Origin of the sequence: Limnochorda sp. L945t, from assembly GCF_035593305.1 — a bacterium.
Taxonomy (GTDB): Bacteria; Bacillota; Limnochordia; order Limnochordales; family Geochordaceae; genus Carboxydichorda; species Carboxydichorda subterranea.
Genome location: NZ_CP141615.1, coordinates 1,896,776 through 1,915,257, shown reverse-complemented (window position 1 = coordinate 1,915,257; position 18,482 = coordinate 1,896,776). Strand labels below are relative to the sequence as shown.

Genomic DNA, 18,482 nt, shown 5'->3' with positions numbered 1-18,482 from the left:
CAAGGGCTTGCAAGCGGCAGCAGAAACATGGTAACGTCATTGTGCCGACTGTTGGTCGACCGAGGATCGACCGTTGGCCGATTGCCTGCCCGAGGCACTTGCGAGGAGGCAGGGTGTGTTGCGAGGCCCTACCGGCGATCTGGTCTTGCGGCGAGGTGCCCCCAGGCCGCATGGCGCGGCCGGCGCTCTGGCTGGAGGCTCCCCCGCCGGCGCCGCCGCGGGTGACGGCACCACCAAGGCGGATAAAGCCTACCGGGCTCTTCACCGAATGATCGTGACGATGGAGTTGCCGCCCGGAAGCGTCATCGACGAACGGCTCTTTGCGGCCCGGTTCGGGATCGGGCGGACACCCCTGAGAGAAGCGGTGGAGCGCTTGGTGGAGCAGCGCCTCGTGGTCTCGTCCGCACACCGCCCCTCGCAGGTGGCGCCCCTGGAGCTCACCGACGTGCAGGCGATCTGCGAGCTGCGGGCGCTGCTCGAGCCTTTTGCCGCCAGGCTCGCGAGCCGGCGAGCCACCGATGCCGACCTGGCGCGCATGGAGGCCCTCCTCGACCGCTACCGGGCGATCGCCTCGCCACCCGACGTCCGCGAGGCCATCCAGATCGACTACGCGTTCCACGAAGCCCTGGCTCGCAGTGCCGGCAACCCCCATCTCGAGGATGCGATCGACCGGCTCAACGCCCACAGCCAGAGGTTGTGGTTCCTCTCCTTGAGGTTGCTCGACAGTTTGGAGCCCATCGTGCGGGAGCACGAGGCTGTCCTTGCCGCCATCCGTCAACACGACGGCGACGGAGCGGATCGTGCCATGCAGGAGCACATTGAAAGCTTCAAGGCTCGGATCCGTACACTCCTTTAGCGTTTTGCCGGGGTCCCGAGCCGGCCTCGACGGCGGCGCGCGTCCGCGGCCGGGAAGGTGTCCACGAGCGGAGAGGCGTCGATGCAGCCGGGCAGCCGCACTTGACGCAGGGGGTTGGGCCACGAAAGGAGTGCGCACGAGAGCATGGGCAGGGTAGGCAGCAAGGTGGCAGGCAAGGAAGGCCACGAGCGGACGGGACGGGCATCCGGTGGGTGGGCCGGGGCGGTAGCCCTGATCGCGCTCCTGTTCCTGGCGGCCGGGGTCGCGGCCGCGGCATCGGCGCCGCTCCAGTTGAAGTACGTCGGCAGCTGGAGCAACCTGAGCCTGTTCCAAAACTTCGAGAAGCCGTTCTGGGGCGAGACGCTGCCTAAAGCGCTGGGAGGCACGGTGACGTTCCAGATAAGCTCCGTGGACCAGATGGGGCTCAAGGGGCCCGAAGTCTTCCGGCTGCTCCAGATGGGGCTCTACCAGGTCGCCGCGACCACCGGCGACTACGTCATCGGCGACGTGCCGGCGCTCGAGGGGCTGGACATGCCCGCCCTGGCGCCCGACATCGGGCTTGCCCGCCGGATCGTCGACAGCTACCGGCCGGTAGTGGACGAGGCGTTTCGCCGCCAGTACAACGCCACGGTCCTGGCGATCGTGCCGTATCCGGCCCAGATCCTGTTCTGCCGCGACCGCCTGGAGAGCGTGGCCGACCTGAAGGCCCGCAAGATCCGCATCAGCGGGCGCAGCTCGGCCGACTTCGTGCAGGCGGTGGGCGGCACGGCCATCAACCTGGCGTTCAGTGAGGTGCCCCAGGCGCTGGAGCGGGGCGTGGTGGACTGCGCCGTGACCGGCAGCCTCTCGGGGTACCACGCCGGGTGGGGCGAAGTCTCCTCGTACCTGTACCCGCTGCCCGTCGGCGGCTGGGACTACGTGGTCACCGCCATGCGCCTCGACGACTGGAACCGCCTCGGCGCCGAGCGCCAGCAGGGCTTGCGGCAGGCCATCGCTCGTGATTTCGAGGACGCGGTCTGGAAGGCCGCCGATCGTGAGACCCAGCAGGGCATCGCCTGCCTGACGGGCACCGGCCCGTGCGAGTACGGGCAGCCCCGTAAGATGCACCTCGTCCCGCTGAAGGACGCCGACCGGCAGGCTGCGAGCCAGGTCTTGACCCAGTACGTGCTGCCGAAGTGGGCGGCCCGCACGAGCCCCGAGTGGGTCTCCCGGTGGAACGAGACGATCGGCAAGGTCACCGGACTGGTCGCAAAGCCGTGACGGGTCGGGAAGGCGTGACGGCTGGACGCCGGCGCCGAACGCGGGGGGTCGGGGCGATGGCCGGACGATGGCAGCGCCTGTTCGACGGAGCAGAGGCGGTCTCCCGGGGCGCGGCGTGGGTTGCCGGCGCGCTCTTGCTGGGGGCTGCCGCGTGGATAGGCGTGGAGGTGCTGGTGCGTAAGCTCCTGGGCATCTCGACCCAGGGGTCGACCGAGATCTCGAGCTACGTGCTGGCCCTGAGCACGGCGTGGGCGCTGCCCTACACGCTGCTGCGCAAGGCCCACGTGCGGGTGGACGTTCTGGTGGCGCGGCTCCCCCTCGCGGGGCGAGCCGCGTTCCACCTCGTCGCGCTCTTCGTCCTGCTGACGTTCGTGCTTCCGCTGGCCTACTTCGGCTGGGGCGTGGCGTGGGCATCCTTCGTGCGGCGCACGGCGGCCAACACCGTGCTCGGCACTCCGCTCTGGATACCGCAGGGTCTATGGATGTTGGGGCTCGTCGCCTTCGCCCTCGTGCTCCTGCTCATCACGGTGCGGGTGGTGGGCCTCATGGCCCGGCAGGACTACGCCGGCGTCGAGCGGCTCGCGGGGCTCGGCGGCTCCGCGGAGGAGCCCGCCGCAAAGGGGGCGAAGCGGGGATGACGGCAGTCGTCGGGCTCGGGCTCCTTCTGATCCTGTTGCTGGCCGGCATCCCGGTGGCCGGGGTGCTGGGCTCTCTTGGGCTCTCGCTGGGGGCTCTGTTCACGTCGTTTCCGGTCTACCGGGCAGTCGGGGAGATCGCGTGGACCACCAGTACCGACTTCGTGCTGGTGGCAATCCCGCTTTTCGTGCTGCTCGGGGAGATCTTGCTGCGAGCCGGCGTGGCGGAGCGCACCTACGACGCCCTGGCCAAGTGGCTCAACCGCCTGCCCGGCGGATTGGTGCACGCCAACATCGGCACGTCGGCCCTGTTTGCCGCTACCTCCGGCTCGAGCGTGGCCACCGCGGCGACCATCGGCACGGTGGCGCTGCCGCAGGCCCGCCGGTTCGGGTACGACGAGGGTTTCTTCGCCGGCTCCATCGCCGCCGGCGGAACGCTCGGCATCCTCATCCCGCCCTCCATCAACATGATCGTGTACGGCTCCATGACCAACACCTCCATCCCGAAGCTGTTCATCGCGGGGATCGTGCCCGGGGTGCTGCTGGCCGCCGCGATGATGACCGCGGCGGCGCTGGTCTCGGCCCGCAAGCCTGCGCTGGTCGGCCGGCCCGTACCGGCCACCTGGCCGGAGCGCTGGAAGGCGCTGGGTGGCATCGTGCCGATCCTGCTGGTCTTCTTGGTGGTCGTGGGGTCGATTTACACGGGGTTTGCCACTCCGACGGAGGCGGCGGCCCTCGGGGTGCTCGCGGCGCTCGGGCTGGCGGCCTGGTATCGTACCCTGTCGCTGGTGATGCTCTGGCAGGTCGTCGAGGCGACGATGCGCACGACCGGCATGATCATGTTCGTCCTGCTGGCCTCGTACTTCCTCAACTTCGTCTTCGCGACCGTGGGCCTCACGGATCTGCTCTCCGACTTCGTGGCGGGGATCCACCTCGGGCCGGCCGGCACGATGGTGGTGCTCGTCCTCATGTACGTCGTCCTCGGCTTCTTCATCGAGACCCTGTCGCTGATGGTCATCACCATTCCCATCGTGTTCCCGGTGGTCGTGCGCCTGGGGTTCGACCCCGTCTGGTTCGGCGTCGTGCTCATCGTCCTCATCGAACTGGCGCTCATCACGCCGCCCGTCGGGCTCAACCTGTACGTCATCCAGGGCATCCGGGGAAGAGGCTCCATTTCCGAGGTAATATCCGGCGCAGTCCCCTTCATGGTGGCCGTGGCGCTTTTCGTGGGAGTGCTCCTGATCTTCCCGCAGCTGGCGTTGACCTTGCCCAACCGGATGGGGTGACACAGCCCGTGCAATTCATCGTGGAAACCGTGCGCGGCGTGCGGCGGGTGGAGTTCGTGCCGCGGCGCATGTGGAACGCCGGCTGGGCCGGCCGCGACCAGCAAGCCGTTCGCCGGCACATCGAGGAACTCGCCCGCCTCGGAGTGCCGGCGCCCGAGACCGTTCCTGCGGTCTTCCCGGTGGCGACTCACTTGCTCCTGAACGCCACCGAGGTACAGGTGGTGGAGCCCAAGACATCGGCCGAGGTGGAGTACGTGCTGCTGGTGACCCCGGGAGAGGTGTGGGTCACCGTAGGCTCCGACCACTCCGACCGGGCGCTCGAAGCCCACTCGGTGACGAAGGCGAAGAACGCCTGCCCCAACGTGGTGGCCCCCCGGGCCTGGCCCCTGGACGAGGTGGTCGCCCACTTCGACCGGGTGCAGCTCTCCTGCGACGTCACCCGGGGCGGCGAAACCGTGGCGTACCAGCGGGGCACGGCCGGCGAGCTCCTGCCGCCGTCCCACTGGCTCGAGTGGCTGGCCCGGCGGGGGGTGCCCGGCGAGGGGGGAACGCAGGCAGCCTTCTTCTCGGGCACGATTCCGGCGCTGCACGGGCTGGAGCCGGGCGACGCTTACGAGATCCGGATGCGGGATCCGGTGCTGCAGCGGGAAATCGTCCATGCGTACCGGGTCGAGGTGGTGACGGCCGATGGGCGTTCGAACGGGCGGCGCTGACAGCACGCCTGGCGCCGGCGCCGCCGGCGGCGCGGCCGCCCCGCGTGGCAAGCTCGACGTCGCGCTGGTGCAGGTGGGCTCCGGCCCGGACAAGGCCCACAACCTGCAGACGGCGGCGCGCTTCATCCGGGAGGCGGCCGCGGCCGGGGCGCGACTGGTGGTGTTCCCGGAAATGTTCATGGGCGTGCCCTCGGCGGAGCGGCCGCCCCGGGCATTCGCGGAGCCCCTCGACGGGCCGTTCGTCCGGGGGTTGGCCGGGGAGGCGAAGGCGGCGGGCGCCTGCGTCGTCGCCGGGGTCTGGGAGACGAGCGACGACCCCGCTCGGCCGTTCAACACCGCGGTGGTGGTAGAGCCGGGCGGGCGCGTGGTGGCAGCGTACCGCAAGCTGCACCTGTTCGACGCGCTGGGGGTGCGGGAGTCGCACCTGATGCGGCCGGGAAGCGCACGGCCGCCCGTGTGGGAGATCGACGGAGTCCCCCTGGGCGTGGCGATCTGTTACGACCTGAGGTTTCCCGAGCTCTTCCGGGAACTGGCGGCGCGGGGGGCGGAAGCCGTGGTCGTGCCGGCGGCCTGGTACTCCGGGACTTTGAAAGAGGAGCACTGGCTCGCCCTGCTGCGCGCCCGGGCCATCGAAAACACCCTGTACGTGCTCGGGGCCGACCAGGCCGGAGGGCCGTTTTGCGGGCGCAGCGCCGGGTTCGACCCGTTCGGCGTCACGCTGGGCGACGCGGGCGAGGAAGAGGGGCTTCTCCTGGTGCACGTCGACCGGGCCCGGGTACAGGCCGTCAGGCGCAAGCTCCCCTCACTGCAGCACCGGCGGACCGACCTCTACGGGTGAGCGCCCGTCACCCTTGCACCTCGTGCGCGGGTTGACTTCGTCATGGACGCCGTCTACCCTCACCGGGGAGAGACTCGCCCGTGGCCGTGGGTGATCCGTCCTGACTTCGTCGCGCCATTGCCAGGCGTAGGGACGGTCCGGTAGTGGGTCGGCGAACCTCACCCGGTGGTGGGACGACGAGGGCCTGGTCTCGCCTTATGCCGTGCCATCGAACCGAGTCCCGGACCATGATACGAGGCGAGGGCGTCTACCTGTTCGACGCCGAGGGGCGCCGGTACCTCGACTTCTCGGCCCAGCACTCGGCTGCCATCCTTGGCCACGCCCACCCCGAGATGGTCGAACACCTGTCGGCCCAGCTCCGCCGCCTCGTCGGGGTGAGCCCGGCCTTCCTCACTCGAGAGCGGGCGCTGCTCGCCGAGCGCCTGGCGGCGACCATGAGCGATCCGGCGCCCGCGGGAGGCAGGCCCCCCTCCTACGAGGTCGCCTTCGGCGTGACCGGCTCCGACGCCGTCGAGCTGGCCCTGAAGCTCGCCAAGCTCGCCCGGGGCGGCGGAGCCATCGTGGGCCTGTGGCGCGCCTTCCACGGGGCGACGGCCGCCGCCCTCGCCGCGAGCGGCAAGCCCGAGGCGGAGTTGCTCAATCCGGCTCTCCGAGAGCTCTTGCCGGGCGGCTTCCTGCACGCAAGCCCGCCGTATTGCTACCGCTGCGACTTCGGGGCGACCTACCCCGAGTGCGCCTGGCGGTGCCTCGGTGACCTCGAGGAGCGCCTGGCGCAGGCGGGGCAACTGCCGCTCCCGGCGCCGCTGCCGCACCCGGAGTGGCCGGCAAGCCCGGGCCGACCGGGGAGGCCGCCTGCCGCCGTCATCGCCGAACCCATCCTCACCGGGGGCGGCGTCATCGTGCCTCCTCCCGGTTACCTGCGGGCGCTGCGCGCCCTCTGCGACCGCACGGGCGCCCTGCTTATCCTCGACGAGGTCGTGACCGGCATGGGCCGCACAGGTAGGCCGTGGGCGTGGCAGCAGGATGGCGTCGCTCCCGACATCCTGGTGGCGGGCAAAGGGCTGACGGCAGGGTACGTGCCCGGTTCGGCGGTGCTCATGCGTGAGGAACTCGCCGGCCGCATCGAGGCTGCCGGGGCTGCGTTGCACCCGCACACCCACGCCGGGTATCCTTTGATGCTGGCCGCGGCGCTCAAGACTCTCGATATAGTCGAGCGAGACCGCCTTGCCGTCCGGGCTGCGGCGCTGGGAGAGCACTTCGGGCGTCTCTTGAGGGAACTTCAAGCCCGGCACCCCTGCATCGGCGACGTCCGCGGTCGCGGCCTCCTGTGGGGTATCGAACTCATCCGGCCGGCGCCGGACGGCGCACCTGGCAGGAATGCCGCAGGCGCCGGCTGGCGTACTGGTCGACGGCATGGGCGTGGCTGGTTGCCGCATCATCGACGCGTCCCGGAGCCGGCCTACGAGCCAGCCGCGCGCGTTTTCGACGCGCTGCTCGACCGGGGGCTCATCGTCGAGGTAGAAAACCACCCGCTCTCGGGGAGCGCGGTGCTCATCCTACACCCGCCCCTCGTCGTGGAGAAGCGACACCTGGACGACGCGACGGCCATCCTGGACGAGGTGCTCGAAGCCCGATGGGGGCGCGGCGTATCCACGCCATGAACTATGGCGCTGGCGCAGACAGCCTCTGCTAAGGCTCTCTCCGGCCGCCCGCGCCGAGGAGCGGGCCCGGTACGCCGTGGAAATCCCTGCTTGAGTACGCTTGGGGATGCAACAGCACGAGAATCAATGCCTGTCACCGCGCACCGTTGCACCGACGCAGGAAGAGACGTCCTCTGACCGAGCAGAAGGGTTTGCAACCATTTGCAACCAGGCGCAGGATATGTGCGGAAACAAAACGAACTAACTTCCCTGGAGACCGAGAGGGCGCATGCCGAGGGACGGAGGCGAGTAAGTGCGGGTCATCGGCCAGCCGCCGCTACTTCGCAAGATCAACCAGAGGGCGGTTCTCGAGCTTCTGCGCAAGCAAGGCCCCATGTCGCGGGCCGAACTCACTCGGGCCCTGCGCCTGAGCAAGTCGACGGTGTCGCAGGTGGTGATGTCCCTTCTGGAGCGCGGGCTGGTGCGAGAGGAGGGGCGCCATCCTGCGTCCCCTGGTGCCGGCGGACCCCGACGCCGCTCCGTGCGGCTTGAGGTGGTCCCCGAGGCCGGATTCGTCGTGGGCATCGATTTGGGTGGGACGCTTCTACGAGCGGCAGTAGCTGACCTTGGCGGCGAGATCCGTGCGCGCCACACCGAGCCGACCGAGCATCGAGGGCTCCCCGAGCTACTCGCTCAGCTTGAGGGGGCGGTGCGGCAGGTGATGACCGCGGCGCACGTTCCAGCAGATCGGCTTCTCTCCGTTGCCGTGGGGGTGCCCGGCGCCGTATCTGCCGTGAACCGTTGCGTACAACTCTGCCCGAACCTGCCTGCCTTGCAGGACGTGGAGCTGGGCCGCCTGCTGGGCGACCGCCTTCGGGTCGAAGTGCTCGTCGAGAACGACGTAAACCTCGCAGCTGTGGGCGAGAAGTGGAAAGGATGTGCACGGGGCGTCGACAGCTTTGCCTATCTGGCCATCGGAACCGGCCTCGGCATGGGCATCGTCCTGGAAAACCGCCTCTATCGCGGCACCCGCGGGATCGCTGGTGAGATCGCGTATCTTCCGTATCTCACGTCCTCCGGCCCGAAGCCGCTCGAATCGGTCATCGCGGGCGGAAGTATCCGTCGCAGGTTTGGAGTTGAGGCGAGGGATCTCTTCCAGGCGGCCCGCGCGGGGGACGCGAAGGCCATCGAAGTGGTGCATGAGATCGGCACGGCTCTTGGCTGGGCGGTTGCGGCCGTGACCGTCCTGTTGGACGTGGGGCTCATCGTGCTCGGCGGGGGCATCGGGCAGAACACTGACTTGCTCCTCCCCCGTATCAGCGCCCAGGCCGCCGCGCTCGTACCGGTTCGACCGGAGATCCGGGCATCGGCGCTCGCAGGCGAAGCATCGATGTACGGCGCCATAGCCGTGGCTCTCCGAACCGGCCGCGATAGCGTGGAGGAGATGGGAAGCTACGTCGCGCTCACCGGCTGCGATTGAGGGGGTCTCGGATGAAACCCGTAAACATGCCCGAAGCCGATACCCAAGGTCGTCGGAATCCGAGCGCTGAGGAGCGTTGGGGCGTGCGGGTCCTTGACTTCCACGCGCACTTCCCCCACCCCGACGACGCCGCGCTGGATGGGTGGGAAACGGCTTACCGCCGGCGCTTCGGGGACCGCAAGCTTGCCATTCTGCGAGAGCGCAACCTGAATGCGCAGCGTGAGTGGTGGCGGCGCTGGTCGTTTCCGTTCCCAGAGGCACCCTCGGCGCCGCTCGAAACCCAGGTCGCCCGCTGGGCGGGCGAGGTGGACCGGTACGGTCTGGACGGGGTCGTGTTCGTCACGGGAGGGGGTAACGACGCCCTGGCCGCGGTGGTGCGCCGCCACCCTCGCTTTTTCGGCTTTGCTCACCACGACCCCTTCGCGCCTGACGCCGCCGCCGAGCTCCGGCGAGCGATCGGGGAGCTTGGCCTGCGGGGTTACAAAATCCTCGCTCCGGCCCTGTCGGGGCCCATCGACGACCCTGCGCTCTATCCCGTCTGGGAGGCCGCAGAGGAACTCGGGATACCGGTGCTGGTTCACTTCGGTGTGTTGAATGGGGGCGGGGGGGTCGGCAATCACGTCAACATCGACCCGCTGCGTCTCCACGATGTAGCCAAGGCCTTCCCTACTATCCCGTTCGTGGTGCCACACTTCGGATGCGGCTATCCTACCCAGTTGCTACATCTGTGTTGGACTTGCGAAAACGTATACGTCGACACCTCGGGCAACAACGAGTGGATGCGATGGATGATCCCGGAGTTGACCTTGGAGGAATTGTTCCGCCGCTTCCGGGAAACCGTGGGACCCCATCGGATCGTCTTCGGTACAGACTCCTCACACTTCCCGCGTGGGTTTGTCGTGAAGTACCTGGAGGAGCAGCTTCGTGCGTGTCGGAACGTGGGGTTCGGAGAAGCGGAACTGGGTGCCGTGTTCAGTGGGAACGCTCGACGTCTATTGCGCATCGAAGGAGGTGCTGCCCAAGCAGGCTGATTGAAGCGGGTACGTGGCAAGCAACTCGGGTCATTTCGCGCTTGAACCGAAGGGAGGACACCATCCATGCATCGGTCGTGCATACGGCAACTGGCTCTTGGTGCGCTGATGCTCGGGTTGGTATGGGCTCTCGTCTCGCTACCGGTATTTGCCGCGAACGTAACCATCGTCCACTGGCAGCACTTCCACGAAGGACGGTCCAAGGCACTCGAGGAACTCATCAAGGTGTTCGAGCAGGAAAACCCCGGTATCACGGTGAAGGCAGACTTCCCGCCTTATGAACAATACACGGATAAGCTGCTTGCCGCGCTTGCCACCGGTAGCGGGCCTGACGTCTTCCAGGTCCCCATGGAGATGGCGGAGCAGCTCCTCTATAGCCGGTTCTTGACGGCGGTACCCAAGAGCGTGCTGACCACGGACCAGATCGAGGCGCAGTACTTGGATTGGACGGTGGCCCGGTTCAAGCGTAATGGCCTTTATTGGGGTCTGCCGACAGATGTGCAGCACTTGGTCATGTACATCAACGACGACCTCGCCCGGGCCTCCGGCCTTGATCCGACCAAGCCTCCGAAAACGTGGCAGGAGCTCCTCGAGCAGGCTCGCAAGGCAACCAAACGGGACGCCCAAGGCAACATCCTTCAGGCAGGTCTGGATACCCGGTACCGGTGGGCGGTCTACACGTCGCTGTTGTACTCGTACATGGACGGGCCGGTCGTGAGTGCGGAGGACCGCAAGGCCAACTACGACTCACCGCAGGGGCTCGCCGCGTGGCGGATGGCTGAACAACTCGCGCGAGGGCCGCAAGCCGTTGATTCTCCTCGTTTCATGACCGGCCAGCGCAAGTTCGAGCAGTCCAAGGCCGTGTTCTACATCAACCATCCGGTAGCCCGCAGCGTCATCGCTACGATGACACCTAACCTGAAGTATACCGTGGCGCCCGTCCCTACCGTGGAGGGTAAGCCAGTAACCGCTCCTGGCCACCACTGGGCCTATGTAGTGAGCAGCACCACCAAGAACGCGGAGGCCGCGTGGAAGTGGGTTCACTTCCTGGCCAGTGAGAAAGCCATCCGCAAGTGGATGGAGGTAGCGGGTGACCTGCCGTCGCTCAAGTCGATGGCGAGTGACCCGAGCCTCTTCAAGACGCCGAACGAACGGGTGATTATGGCCTCCATCCCACTCGTGCGCCCGGTCGAGAGCATCGGATTTGCCACCGACCAGATCCGCAACGACCTGTGGGATGCGATCGCCCTGACGGACACCCCGGTCGATCAGCTGGTGAAGCAGTACATCGGCCGGGAGAACGCGCTGATCAAACAGATCCTGCGGTAAGGCCGGGTCGCGTTCGCAGCAAGTAACCATAACGAATGGCGGGAGAGCTGCCGGGGAACTCGAAGGAGGCTCGGCAGCCCTCCCACGGGAGCGAGGCCAGCATGCGGATGGTGCCTGGGGTCCACCTGACATACCGGACGTGGAGAGGCATCTGGGCGTTTCTGTTTTTGTTGCCCTCCCTGGTTCTTTTCGGCCTGATCGTCGTCTATCCTCTCGGCTGGGCGGCGTGGATCTCGCTCAACGATTGGGGGTTTCTGCGGTTACCTGCGTTCATTGGCATGGGCAACTACGCGCGCCTCCTCGCCGATCCGCTCTTCTGGAAGTCGTTGAAGGTGACGCTGTTGTGGACCGTGGTGGTCGTACCGGCGATCCTGGTCTTCTCGCTGCCGTTGGCTCTGATTCTCAACGCGGGATGGGTGAAACTCAAAGGGCTGTTTCGAGGCATCTACTTTGCGCCCGTGGTGACCAACATCGTGGCCGCCGCATTTGTATGGCGGTGGATGTTCGAGCCTGGGACCGGCGTCGTTAACTGGATTCTCGGTAGCGTGGGGCTCGGGAAGCCCGGATGGCTTGCCGACCCGGCGTGGGCCTTGTGGGCGGTCATGGTGGTCGGCGTGTGGAAACAGATCGGGCAAGCCATGGTCCTCTTCTTGGCTGGACTTCAGACCATCCCTGAGCACTACGTGGAAGCGGCGCGCATGGATGGCGCGGGGCGTTGGCAGGTTTTTCGGCACATCACCCTGCCTTTGCTCAATCCGACGGTGCTGTTTGTGGTGGTCATCCTGGTCATCAACGCCTTGCGTGTCTTTACCATCCCGTACGTCATGAGCTCTGGCGGGTTGCAGATGCGAACCCCGGGCGGTCCGCTCGACAGCACCCGCGTCTTCGTGTTGCACATTTACGACATTGGCTTCAAGCAGTTCGAGCTCGGGTACGCCTCCGCGAACGCATTCGTGTTGATGGCTCTCATCATTGTGGTGACGCTCGTCCAGATTCGTCTGATCCAAAGGCCGTTCGAATACTGACAGGACGGGGGAACCGAGGGGATGAGTCGACATCGGGCGGTGCGCCTCTTGTTGTACGCCCTGCTGGTGGGTGGAGCCATACCCATGGTCCTCCCCCTGGTGTGGATGCTCTCCAGCGCCGTGAAGCCCCTGTCAGAGGTGATGAAGGTTCCACCCTCGCTGATCCCGGAGCAGCCCACGCTCGACAACTTCGCCGTCGTGTTCACCCAGCTTCCGTTCGGCAGGTACCTGGCCAACAGCGTCATCGTGGCCGTGATCGTCGTCGTAGGCGTCGTCTTCGTGAGTGCCATGGCCGGCTATGCCCTGGCCAAGTTCCCGTTCCGGGGACGGGAAGTCCTCTTCATGGCCATGCTGGCCAGCCTCATGGTACCGTTTCAGGTACGGATGATCCCGTTGTACCTGATGTCCATGAAACTCCATCTAACGGACACCCTGGCGGGCGTGGCGTTCCCCTGGCTGTTCGATGCTTTCGGCATCTTCTTGATGCGGCAGTTTTTCCACACCATTCCCACCGACATCATCGAGGCTGCCCGCATCGACGGGACCAGCGAGCCGAGGATCTTCTTCGAGATCGTGCTGCCGCTCACCAGACCAGTGCTCGCTGCTCTCGGTATCTTCACGCTGGTAGCCAACTGGGAAGAGTTCTTGTGGCCCCTCATCGTCACCAACTCGGACGTGAGCCGCACCCTTCCCGTGGGCCTGCAGAGCTTCAGCGACCAGTACATCGCCAACATCCACTGGCAGATGGCGGGGGCCACGATCGCTGTAGCGCCTCTGCTGATCGCGTTCCTGGTTTTCCAAAAGCAGTTCATTCAGGGCATCGCTATGACGGGCCTGAAGGATTGAGCAACATGCACGTTGTGAGTGACCCCGGCGCTGCATCGAATCTCATGACCCCCTCGCCGTTGCTCGGGGATGGACCTCGTGTGGTCGCCACGGGGAACGAGTGGGTGTCACTGCCCGATATTTCCCCGGAAATGGCTGCTATCGGCAGTTTCCAGGTACTATCCGGTCGTGCCCTGGGTCTCCTCGGGGTGGCCGGTGAGGATCGGCCGCTGCTCGCCGCGTTTCTGGAGATCGACGGGAGTCCGGCCCTCGTCGCAGGCCAGGGCTTTACCCAGGTGAGACGGCCTCACGACTGGTGGGTGGATGCGAGCGGCGACGTCGGGCCCGTGACAGTGCATGCCAAAGTATTCGCCCCGATCGGTCACCGGGGGTTCGTCGTACGGCTAACGGTGGAACGCCCGGCGGGAAAGGCCGACGGCGGTTCGGAGCGCGTCTTCGTCCGGTTCGGCCTCGACATCAGGTGGGATGTTCTGTGCTACACCCTGTTTCGTACGCGCCCAATGCTGGCCGCGCTACGGGCCACCTATGACAAGTGGACGCGCAGCGTGGTCATGGAGGCGACCAACGGCCTTCCAGTACTGGGGTGGGCGGTTGGAATGGCCGAGGCAATGGGGCTCCCGGAGCAGGCAGAGCTATTGGAGAGCGGCCAACTGGCTTCGACGTCGCCATCGTTTCGCATGGGGCGCTCGGTGTCGCTCGCGCCGGGCGAACGAGCCAGCGCCACCTTTTTCGTGAGCGTAGCGCCGGAGGGCGATGGTGCGCGGACCACCAACGTGGATATGCGTCGGCGGGGCTTCGAGGCGCTTGTGGAAGAAAGCGCCGGATGGCTGACGGCTCACCGGCGGCGGACGGGTAGCCCGGCAGTGGACCAACGGATCAACCTGAACCTGCTCACCACGTTCTTCTTCGGGGCCGGGCGCACGCTGGAAGAGGGTGAGTGGGTAGCCGTGACTTCCAGGAGTCCACGCTATTACGTGAGTGCTGCCTTCTGGGCTCGTGACACGCTACTGTGGAGTTTCCCCGGCGTGATCGAAGTGGGTCCGGAAGAGGCCCGCCGCGTGCTGCTGGCTGCCTTTCGCGTCGGGTGGCGAAACCCCGGGATCCATGCTCAGTACCTGAACGGCACCGTCGTCTATCCGGGCTTCGAACTCGACGAACTAGCCGCATACCCCGTGGCTCTCGGCCTTTACCTGGAGCGGACCGGGGACTCGAGCGTGCTCGTCGAAGAGCCGGTCCGCCAAATGTTGGCTGGCTTTCGCGAGGTGCTCGTTCAGGAGGCAGGGAAGGGGCCCCTTTTTGCGACGTTTCTGGACCCGTCGGACGACCCGCCGCCATACCCGTTCCTGACATACGACAACGCCCTCTTGCTGCGGGCGCTTCATGTGCTACACGAGCTGTACGACAGGGTCGGCGACGGGGAGCGCGGGGACTGGGCGCGGGAGACGGCCGCTCGCCTGGCGGGGGCGCTTCGGGCACACTGCATCGTGGAAGGGCCGTTTGGTCCGATGTTCGCGTGGGCCGTTGACGCGCGAGGCGGCGTCACCGTGTACGACGATCCGCCAGGGAGCTTGCAACTCCTTGGGGTACTGGGTGCCTGCGACCCTGACGATCCCGTGCTGCTCAACACGATCCGCTGGGTATACTCGGAGCACAATCCGCATTACTATACCGGGCCGTTTGGGGGCGCCGGGTGCTTGCATGCTCCGCATCCCTGGCCTATGTCTGCTGCCAATACCCTGCGCGCGATACGGGCAATGAGGCGCCCTCTCCCGGAGTGGCTGGAGACACTGAAACAACGCGCCTTGAGCATGCTGGTCGACGCGCCGATGGATGGCGGTGTTGCATGCGAAACCGTCGACCCGGCGACGGGCAAGGCCCGCACCGGTGCCGCTTTCGCCACGGCAGCCGGTTACCTAGCGTCGGCGCTGCTGGCCACGAAAGAGTGAGTGGCCGCGGCCGCGCTCGGGACGCGGGGCGAGGAGTTGCTCGCCCTCGACGAGGTCGTGGAGGTCGTGCATGACAGGTCCTACTGCGCCGGCAAGCTCGAGCCACAACTTATAGTAACGCTCGTAGATCGAGGCAGCGTCAGGCCGAGGGGCAACTGAGTACGGCATGAGCCCGCCGGCCTGCTCTGAGCAGGTGCCGGAGGGCAAGGGCTGCTCGGCGTGAAGATCCTCGACCACTCGAAGCGGTCGGTGCAAGCGCTGGAGGGGACCGTTCCGCTACCTCTCGACTGGGAAGATGTCGCCCGGCGTTGTGGCCTTTGAGACGCGTTGGCCAGCGGCCTTATCCCTGTTGCTCCTGGCATCCACCGGCGCCCCTGACAACCTCGCTGAAGGGATGCACGACCCTGCAGCGAACCGGTGCGCCGTGGCAGCCGGCTTGTGGCACGGGAGGCTCGCCCGGCGTCGAAGCGGCCCGCCCCGAGGCGCCCGAGGCGCGTCCCGAGGCCCACCCGAGGCCCACTGCCTGCGGCCTGGTCGAGGAGCGTGAAGCCGTTGCCGTCGGGCCCCGTCGTGATCGCCGACATCCACGAACGCCGCCGGGCGCTGGTGGACGCCCTGGAGGCGCGGGGAGTGAGCGTGGAGTTCCGCCCGCTTCCGGTGGGTGACTTCGTGCTGAGCACCCGTATGGCCGTCGAGCGCAAGCGTTGCGACGACCTCATTGCCTCGGTGATGCACAAGCGCCTCCACAAGCAGCTGGCGGCCCTGCGAGAGCAGTTCGAGCGGCCCATCCTCGTCGTCGAGGGTTACTACCTGTACGCCAACCGCTACCTGTCGCCCGACTTCGTTCGCTTGCAGCTCGCCATGCTCATCGTCACCGGCGTCAGCGTCGTGGTCACCCGGGACGCCGAGGACACGGCCGGCCTGCTCGCTGCCCTGGCCAAGCTCGAACAGCAGGGCCTCGGCCACGAACCCTCGCTCCACGCCCGCAAGCCCCAGGCGGCCATGGAGGAGCAGGCCCGCTACGTCGTGGAATCCCTGCCCGGCATCGGGCCTGCGCTCGCCCGGGCGCTCCTGGCCCACTTCGGCACGCCCCAACGGGTGATGACCGCCACCCCTGCCGAACTCATGCAGGTACCCGGTATCGGGCGCGCCCGGGCGCAGCGCATCCACCGTGTCCTGTCGGCGAGAATGGCCGCGCCCGGCGCGCTCTCATAGATACGCGTTGACCCCCACCGCCACCCGCGGCATGGGATACACGTTACCCCCCGGCAGCAGCAGGTCCAGCCCGGCCTCCCAGTAGTAGCTCATGCTGCTCTCCGGCGGCCGGTACTCCATCCCGAGCCCGAGCGCCAGAGCGCCCACGCCCGACGCGGCCGCCGCCTCGTGCGTCTTTCCGCCCCACACATAAGCGGGCCCCACGGAGAAATACGGCTGATTCCCGAACCCGCCGTGAAACAGCGCCTGCGCCGTCAACCGGCCCAGCACCGCCGAACCGATGGGCGTCACGTCGCCCGTCAGGGCGACCATCGCTGTCCTGCCCAGCGGAGCCCGCACCGTGCCCCCGACGAGATAGGGAAAGCCGAGGCGTATGCCTGCCGTGAACTGAGGGGGCGGGGAGGAAAGCTGCCATGCCGGCTCGCCGTCCCCCGCATGCGCCGGCTCTACCACCCCTGGCACGACGCCGAACGCAGCCGCGCCCAGCGCCACAGCCGCTACCAGCGCCCACCGAAGCACCCGCGCCGGGCGGGCCGCCGTCGCCGGCCACGCTTGCTTGCCTCGAACTCCTGGCCTCGTGACCCGTGGTGATTGCCTCACCGAACCACACCTCCGTGCAGGCGCCGCGGCCGCTGGCGATCCCGCCATGCGACCCCGGGCGGGCGGCCGCCTTTTCCTGTCCCTGTGGTCACTCTTTCGATTCGCCTCGAGCCGAACTGACCGGCCACGCTACCGAGGCCATGCAAAACTCCAAGGAAATCGCTGGTCGCTCCAGACCCGCCGCACCGACGGCCCGCTGGAGGCGCGCGGTGGCCATCGACACTGCGGCTCGGGAGGCCAGTCTGCGGGCCTGGCTCGAGGAAGTGTTACAGACCGAGGAACTGGCCGACGGAGTGTTTCCCGTTCACGTCACCATGACGGGTGAGCTTCCGCAGCCGTCCCGGGTCGAGAACGCTCCGGAGTCCAGGCGACGGGAATACGCGGTGGTGGCGGCCTGATGGGAGATGGATTGTGGCCAGTTCGAAGCGCTGGACCGCTTCCGCGCTATGGAGGGGAAGGAAGTCAACGACGTAGGTGGTGGCCTCCACGGCGTGGCCGGCGACGCGCATCGTGCAGCGGACGAGCCGGTTGCCATCGAGCTGCCGGCCGGGGGGCGGCGTCCCGGGCCAGGCCCGGCTCGGCCCGCCATCGTGTCCCGTGCTATACTGCGGGCGGGTGACGCACGGCATGCATCGCGGGGAGTCAAAGGGAGGGCGGACGGCGCCGGCTCCGCCTGGTCCTCCCGCCGGGATGTCCCAAGCCGAATGGGAAGGGTACTTGCGAGGATGGCGGCGGCGCGCCGCTCAGGAGGAGGCGGCGCTGCAAAAACGGGCGGCCGAAGCCCGTTCGTCGCTGCCCGCACTGGTGGAGACGCTCCGCCGGTACGGTGCGACTGAGGTCTATGTATTCGGCTCCCTGCGCGAAGGGTACTTCCATCTGGCGTCGGACATCGACCTCGGAGTGCGGGGTATCCCGCCGGAACGGTTTTATGCCGCCCTGGCGGCACTCGACGCAGTGTGTGACATTCCCGTGGACGTGGTGGACCTGGACGAGGCCCCTCCTTCCCTGAGGAGGCACGTCATCGAGAAAGGACAGCGCCTGCTGTGAGTGCGGAAGGCGGGGCCCGAGCCCGAAGGCTGCTCTCGCTCCTGGCGGCCGTTGATGAGGACATCGGCGCAGCGGCCGGAAGCGTTCAGGAACTGGCGCTCCTCCTCTCTTTGCCGGACGAATCGGTCCGGGCAGCCGCAGCGGCAACCCACCTGTTGCGGTTTTACGGCGCGATTGAGCAGGCACTTGAGCGAATTGCGCAAGAGTTTGATGGCGGGGCCCCCAGTGGAAGGGAGTGGCATCGGGAGCTGCTTCGCATGATGGCTCGCACGGTGCCAGAGGTGCGCCCCGCGGTGCTCTCCGCCGAGAGCTTGGAGTGGCTGGATGGTTACCGGAAGTTTCGTCACCGGGTCCTGCGGGCCTACGGCAGCCCGCTCGTATGGGGGAAAATGGCCCACCTTGTGCAACAGGCGTCTGAAGGGTTCCAAAGGCTGCGCGCCGACATCGACCGGTTTTCGGAGTTCGTGCGCAACCTGATCAACACGCCCAACCGAGGTGAATGAACACCCTCCCGTCGAGCACGGCGCGGGCCGGCGCATACAGGCCCGGCCCGCTGCGCACCATGAACCGCAGCCGTCCCAGGGCTTCCCGGACGGAGGCTTGCGTGCCGGGGCGCTCCTCGATGCCGAGGGCCTCCACCACCCGTCGCACCAGTTCGCGGACGTGGATGGGCTCCTGCAGCGAGCGGCAGATGTCTTCAGCGGCGGCGCGGATGGTGCGGCGAGCCAAGGTGAA

Annotated in this window: 19 protein-coding genes; 17 read left to right on the top strand and 2 right to left on the bottom strand. The window is 67.3% G+C overall.

Annotated features, from left to right (window positions below; translation table 11 throughout):
• Positions 1-115: 115 nt before the first annotated feature.
• The 14 genes from U7230_RS08925 (at position 116) to U7230_RS08860 (ending at position 16,100) form a co-directional block, all read left to right on the top strand.
• On the top strand, positions 116-856 hold the full coding sequence (locus U7230_RS08925; protein WP_324715497.1) for a GntR family transcriptional regulator: 741 nt from the start codon (positions 116-118) through the stop codon (positions 854-856).
• A gap of 144 nt (positions 857-1,000) precedes the next feature.
• A complete protein-coding gene (locus tag U7230_RS08920) occupies positions 1,001-2,116 on the top strand; it encodes a TRAP transporter substrate-binding protein (RefSeq protein ID WP_324715496.1) in 1,116 nt (371 codons plus the stop codon).
• A gap of 56 nt (positions 2,117-2,172) precedes the next feature.
• Positions 2,173-2,754 (top strand): TRAP transporter small permease subunit, encoded by a 582-nt coding sequence (locus U7230_RS08915; RefSeq protein ID WP_324715495.1) that lies wholly within the window; start codon positions 2,173-2,175, stop codon positions 2,752-2,754.
• Complete coding sequence (locus tag U7230_RS08910; RefSeq protein ID WP_324715494.1) at positions 2,751-4,037, top strand: TRAP transporter large permease; 1,287 nt, start codon at positions 2,751-2,753, stop codon at positions 4,035-4,037. Before U7230_RS08915 ends, U7230_RS08910 begins: the two co-directional genes overlap by 4 nt.
• A gap of 8 nt (positions 4,038-4,045) precedes the next feature.
• The gene (locus U7230_RS08905) at positions 4,046-4,750 is read left to right on the top strand and encodes a DUF2848 family protein (RefSeq protein ID WP_324715493.1); all 705 of its coding nucleotides are present in this window, start codon (positions 4,046-4,048) and stop codon (positions 4,748-4,750) included.
• Complete coding sequence (locus U7230_RS08900) at positions 4,725-5,588, top strand: carbon-nitrogen hydrolase family protein (RefSeq protein WP_324715492.1); 864 nt, start codon at positions 4,725-4,727, stop codon at positions 5,586-5,588. The genes U7230_RS08905 and U7230_RS08900 overlap by 26 nt, the downstream gene beginning before the upstream one ends.
• 227 nt (positions 5,589-5,815) lie before the next feature.
• Positions 5,816-7,249 carry an aspartate aminotransferase family protein gene (locus U7230_RS08895; protein WP_324715491.1) on the top strand — a complete coding sequence of 478 codons (1,434 nt, stop codon included), beginning with the start codon at positions 5,816-5,818 and terminating at the stop codon, positions 7,247-7,249.
• Between the two features lie 292 nt (positions 7,250-7,541).
• Complete coding sequence (locus tag U7230_RS08890) at positions 7,542-8,708, top strand: ROK family transcriptional regulator (protein WP_324715490.1); 1,167 nt, start codon at positions 7,542-7,544, stop codon at positions 8,706-8,708.
• A gap of 83 nt (positions 8,709-8,791) precedes the next feature.
• Positions 8,792-9,739: an amidohydrolase family protein gene (locus U7230_RS08885; RefSeq protein ID WP_324715489.1), complete on the top strand. Its 948-nt coding sequence runs from the start codon at positions 8,792-8,794 to the stop codon at positions 9,737-9,739.
• A gap of 66 nt (positions 9,740-9,805) precedes the next feature.
• Entirely contained in the window at positions 9,806-11,068 is a 1,263-nt protein-coding gene (locus U7230_RS08880; RefSeq protein WP_324715488.1) for an extracellular solute-binding protein, read from the top strand.
• Positions 11,069-11,169: 101 nt separating this feature from the next.
• Positions 11,170-12,093 (top strand): carbohydrate ABC transporter permease, encoded by a 924-nt coding sequence (locus U7230_RS08875; RefSeq protein WP_324715487.1) that lies wholly within the window; start codon positions 11,170-11,172, stop codon positions 12,091-12,093.
• Positions 12,094-12,114: 21 nt separating this feature from the next.
• The gene (locus U7230_RS08870; RefSeq protein ID WP_324715486.1) at positions 12,115-12,939 is read left to right on the top strand and encodes a carbohydrate ABC transporter permease; all 825 of its coding nucleotides are present in this window, start codon (positions 12,115-12,117) and stop codon (positions 12,937-12,939) included.
• 80 nt (positions 12,940-13,019) lie between these two features.
• Positions 13,020-14,885 (top strand): glycoside hydrolase family 125 protein, encoded by a 1,866-nt coding sequence (locus tag U7230_RS08865; RefSeq protein WP_324715485.1) that lies wholly within the window; start codon positions 13,020-13,022, stop codon positions 14,883-14,885.
• 552 nt (positions 14,886-15,437) lie between these two features.
• Positions 15,438-16,100, top strand: coding sequence for an ERCC4 domain-containing protein (locus U7230_RS08860; protein WP_324715484.1), 663 nt, complete (start codon positions 15,438-15,440; stop codon positions 16,098-16,100).
• On the opposite strand, the gene U7230_RS08855 is transcribed toward U7230_RS08860, so the two are convergent.
• Positions 16,095-16,700 carry a hypothetical protein gene (locus U7230_RS08855; protein WP_324715483.1) on the bottom strand — a complete coding sequence of 202 codons (606 nt, stop codon included), beginning with the start codon at positions 16,698-16,700 and terminating at the stop codon, positions 16,095-16,097. The genes U7230_RS08860 and U7230_RS08855 overlap by 6 nt on opposite strands.
• 209 nt (positions 16,701-16,909) lie before the next feature.
• Between U7230_RS08855 and U7230_RS08850 the strand changes: the two genes are divergently transcribed.
• The 3 genes from U7230_RS08850 to U7230_RS08840 all read left to right on the top strand — a co-directional run bounded on the left by U7230_RS08850 (position 16,910) and on the right by U7230_RS08840 (position 18,250).
• Positions 16,910-17,098, top strand: coding sequence for a hypothetical protein (locus U7230_RS08850; protein WP_324715482.1), 189 nt, complete (start codon positions 16,910-16,912; stop codon positions 17,096-17,098).
• A 319-nt stretch (positions 17,099-17,417) separates the two neighbouring features.
• Positions 17,418-17,747, top strand: a complete 330-nt coding sequence (locus U7230_RS08845; protein WP_324715481.1) for a nucleotidyltransferase family protein — start codon at positions 17,418-17,420, stop codon at positions 17,745-17,747.
• Positions 17,744-18,250, top strand: a complete 507-nt coding sequence (locus U7230_RS08840) for a ribonuclease toxin HepT-like protein (RefSeq protein WP_324715480.1) — start codon at positions 17,744-17,746, stop codon at positions 18,248-18,250. The genes U7230_RS08845 and U7230_RS08840 overlap by 4 nt, the downstream gene beginning before the upstream one ends.
• Here U7230_RS08840 and U7230_RS08835 read toward each other — a convergent pair.
• Complete coding sequence (locus U7230_RS08835; protein ID WP_324715479.1) at positions 18,225-18,476, bottom strand: hypothetical protein; 252 nt, start codon at positions 18,474-18,476, stop codon at positions 18,225-18,227. The two genes, U7230_RS08840 and U7230_RS08835, sit on opposite strands and share 26 nt — an antisense overlap.
• Positions 18,477-18,482 lie beyond the last annotated feature (6 nt).

Coding starts and splice junctions, on each gene's coding strand:
- U7230_RS08920 (WP_324715496.1), top strand. CDS start 1,001: ATGGGCAGGGTAGGCAGCAAGGTGGCAGGCAAGGAAGGCCACGAGCGG.
- U7230_RS08915 (WP_324715495.1), top strand. CDS start 2,173: ATGGCCGGACGATGGCAGCGCCTGTTCGACGGAGCAGAGGCGGTCTCC.
- U7230_RS08910 (WP_324715494.1), top strand. CDS start 2,751: ATGACGGCAGTCGTCGGGCTCGGGCTCCTTCTGATCCTGTTGCTGGCC.
- U7230_RS08900 (WP_324715492.1), top strand. CDS start 4,725: ATGGGCGTTCGAACGGGCGGCGCTGACAGCACGCCTGGCGCCGGCGCC.
- U7230_RS08895 (WP_324715491.1), top strand. CDS start 5,816: ATGATACGAGGCGAGGGCGTCTACCTGTTCGACGCCGAGGGGCGCCGG.
- U7230_RS08880 (WP_324715488.1), top strand. CDS start 9,806: ATGCATCGGTCGTGCATACGGCAACTGGCTCTTGGTGCGCTGATGCTC.
- U7230_RS08875 (WP_324715487.1), top strand. CDS start 11,170: ATGCGGATGGTGCCTGGGGTCCACCTGACATACCGGACGTGGAGAGGC.
- U7230_RS08870 (WP_324715486.1), top strand. CDS start 12,115: ATGAGTCGACATCGGGCGGTGCGCCTCTTGTTGTACGCCCTGCTGGTG.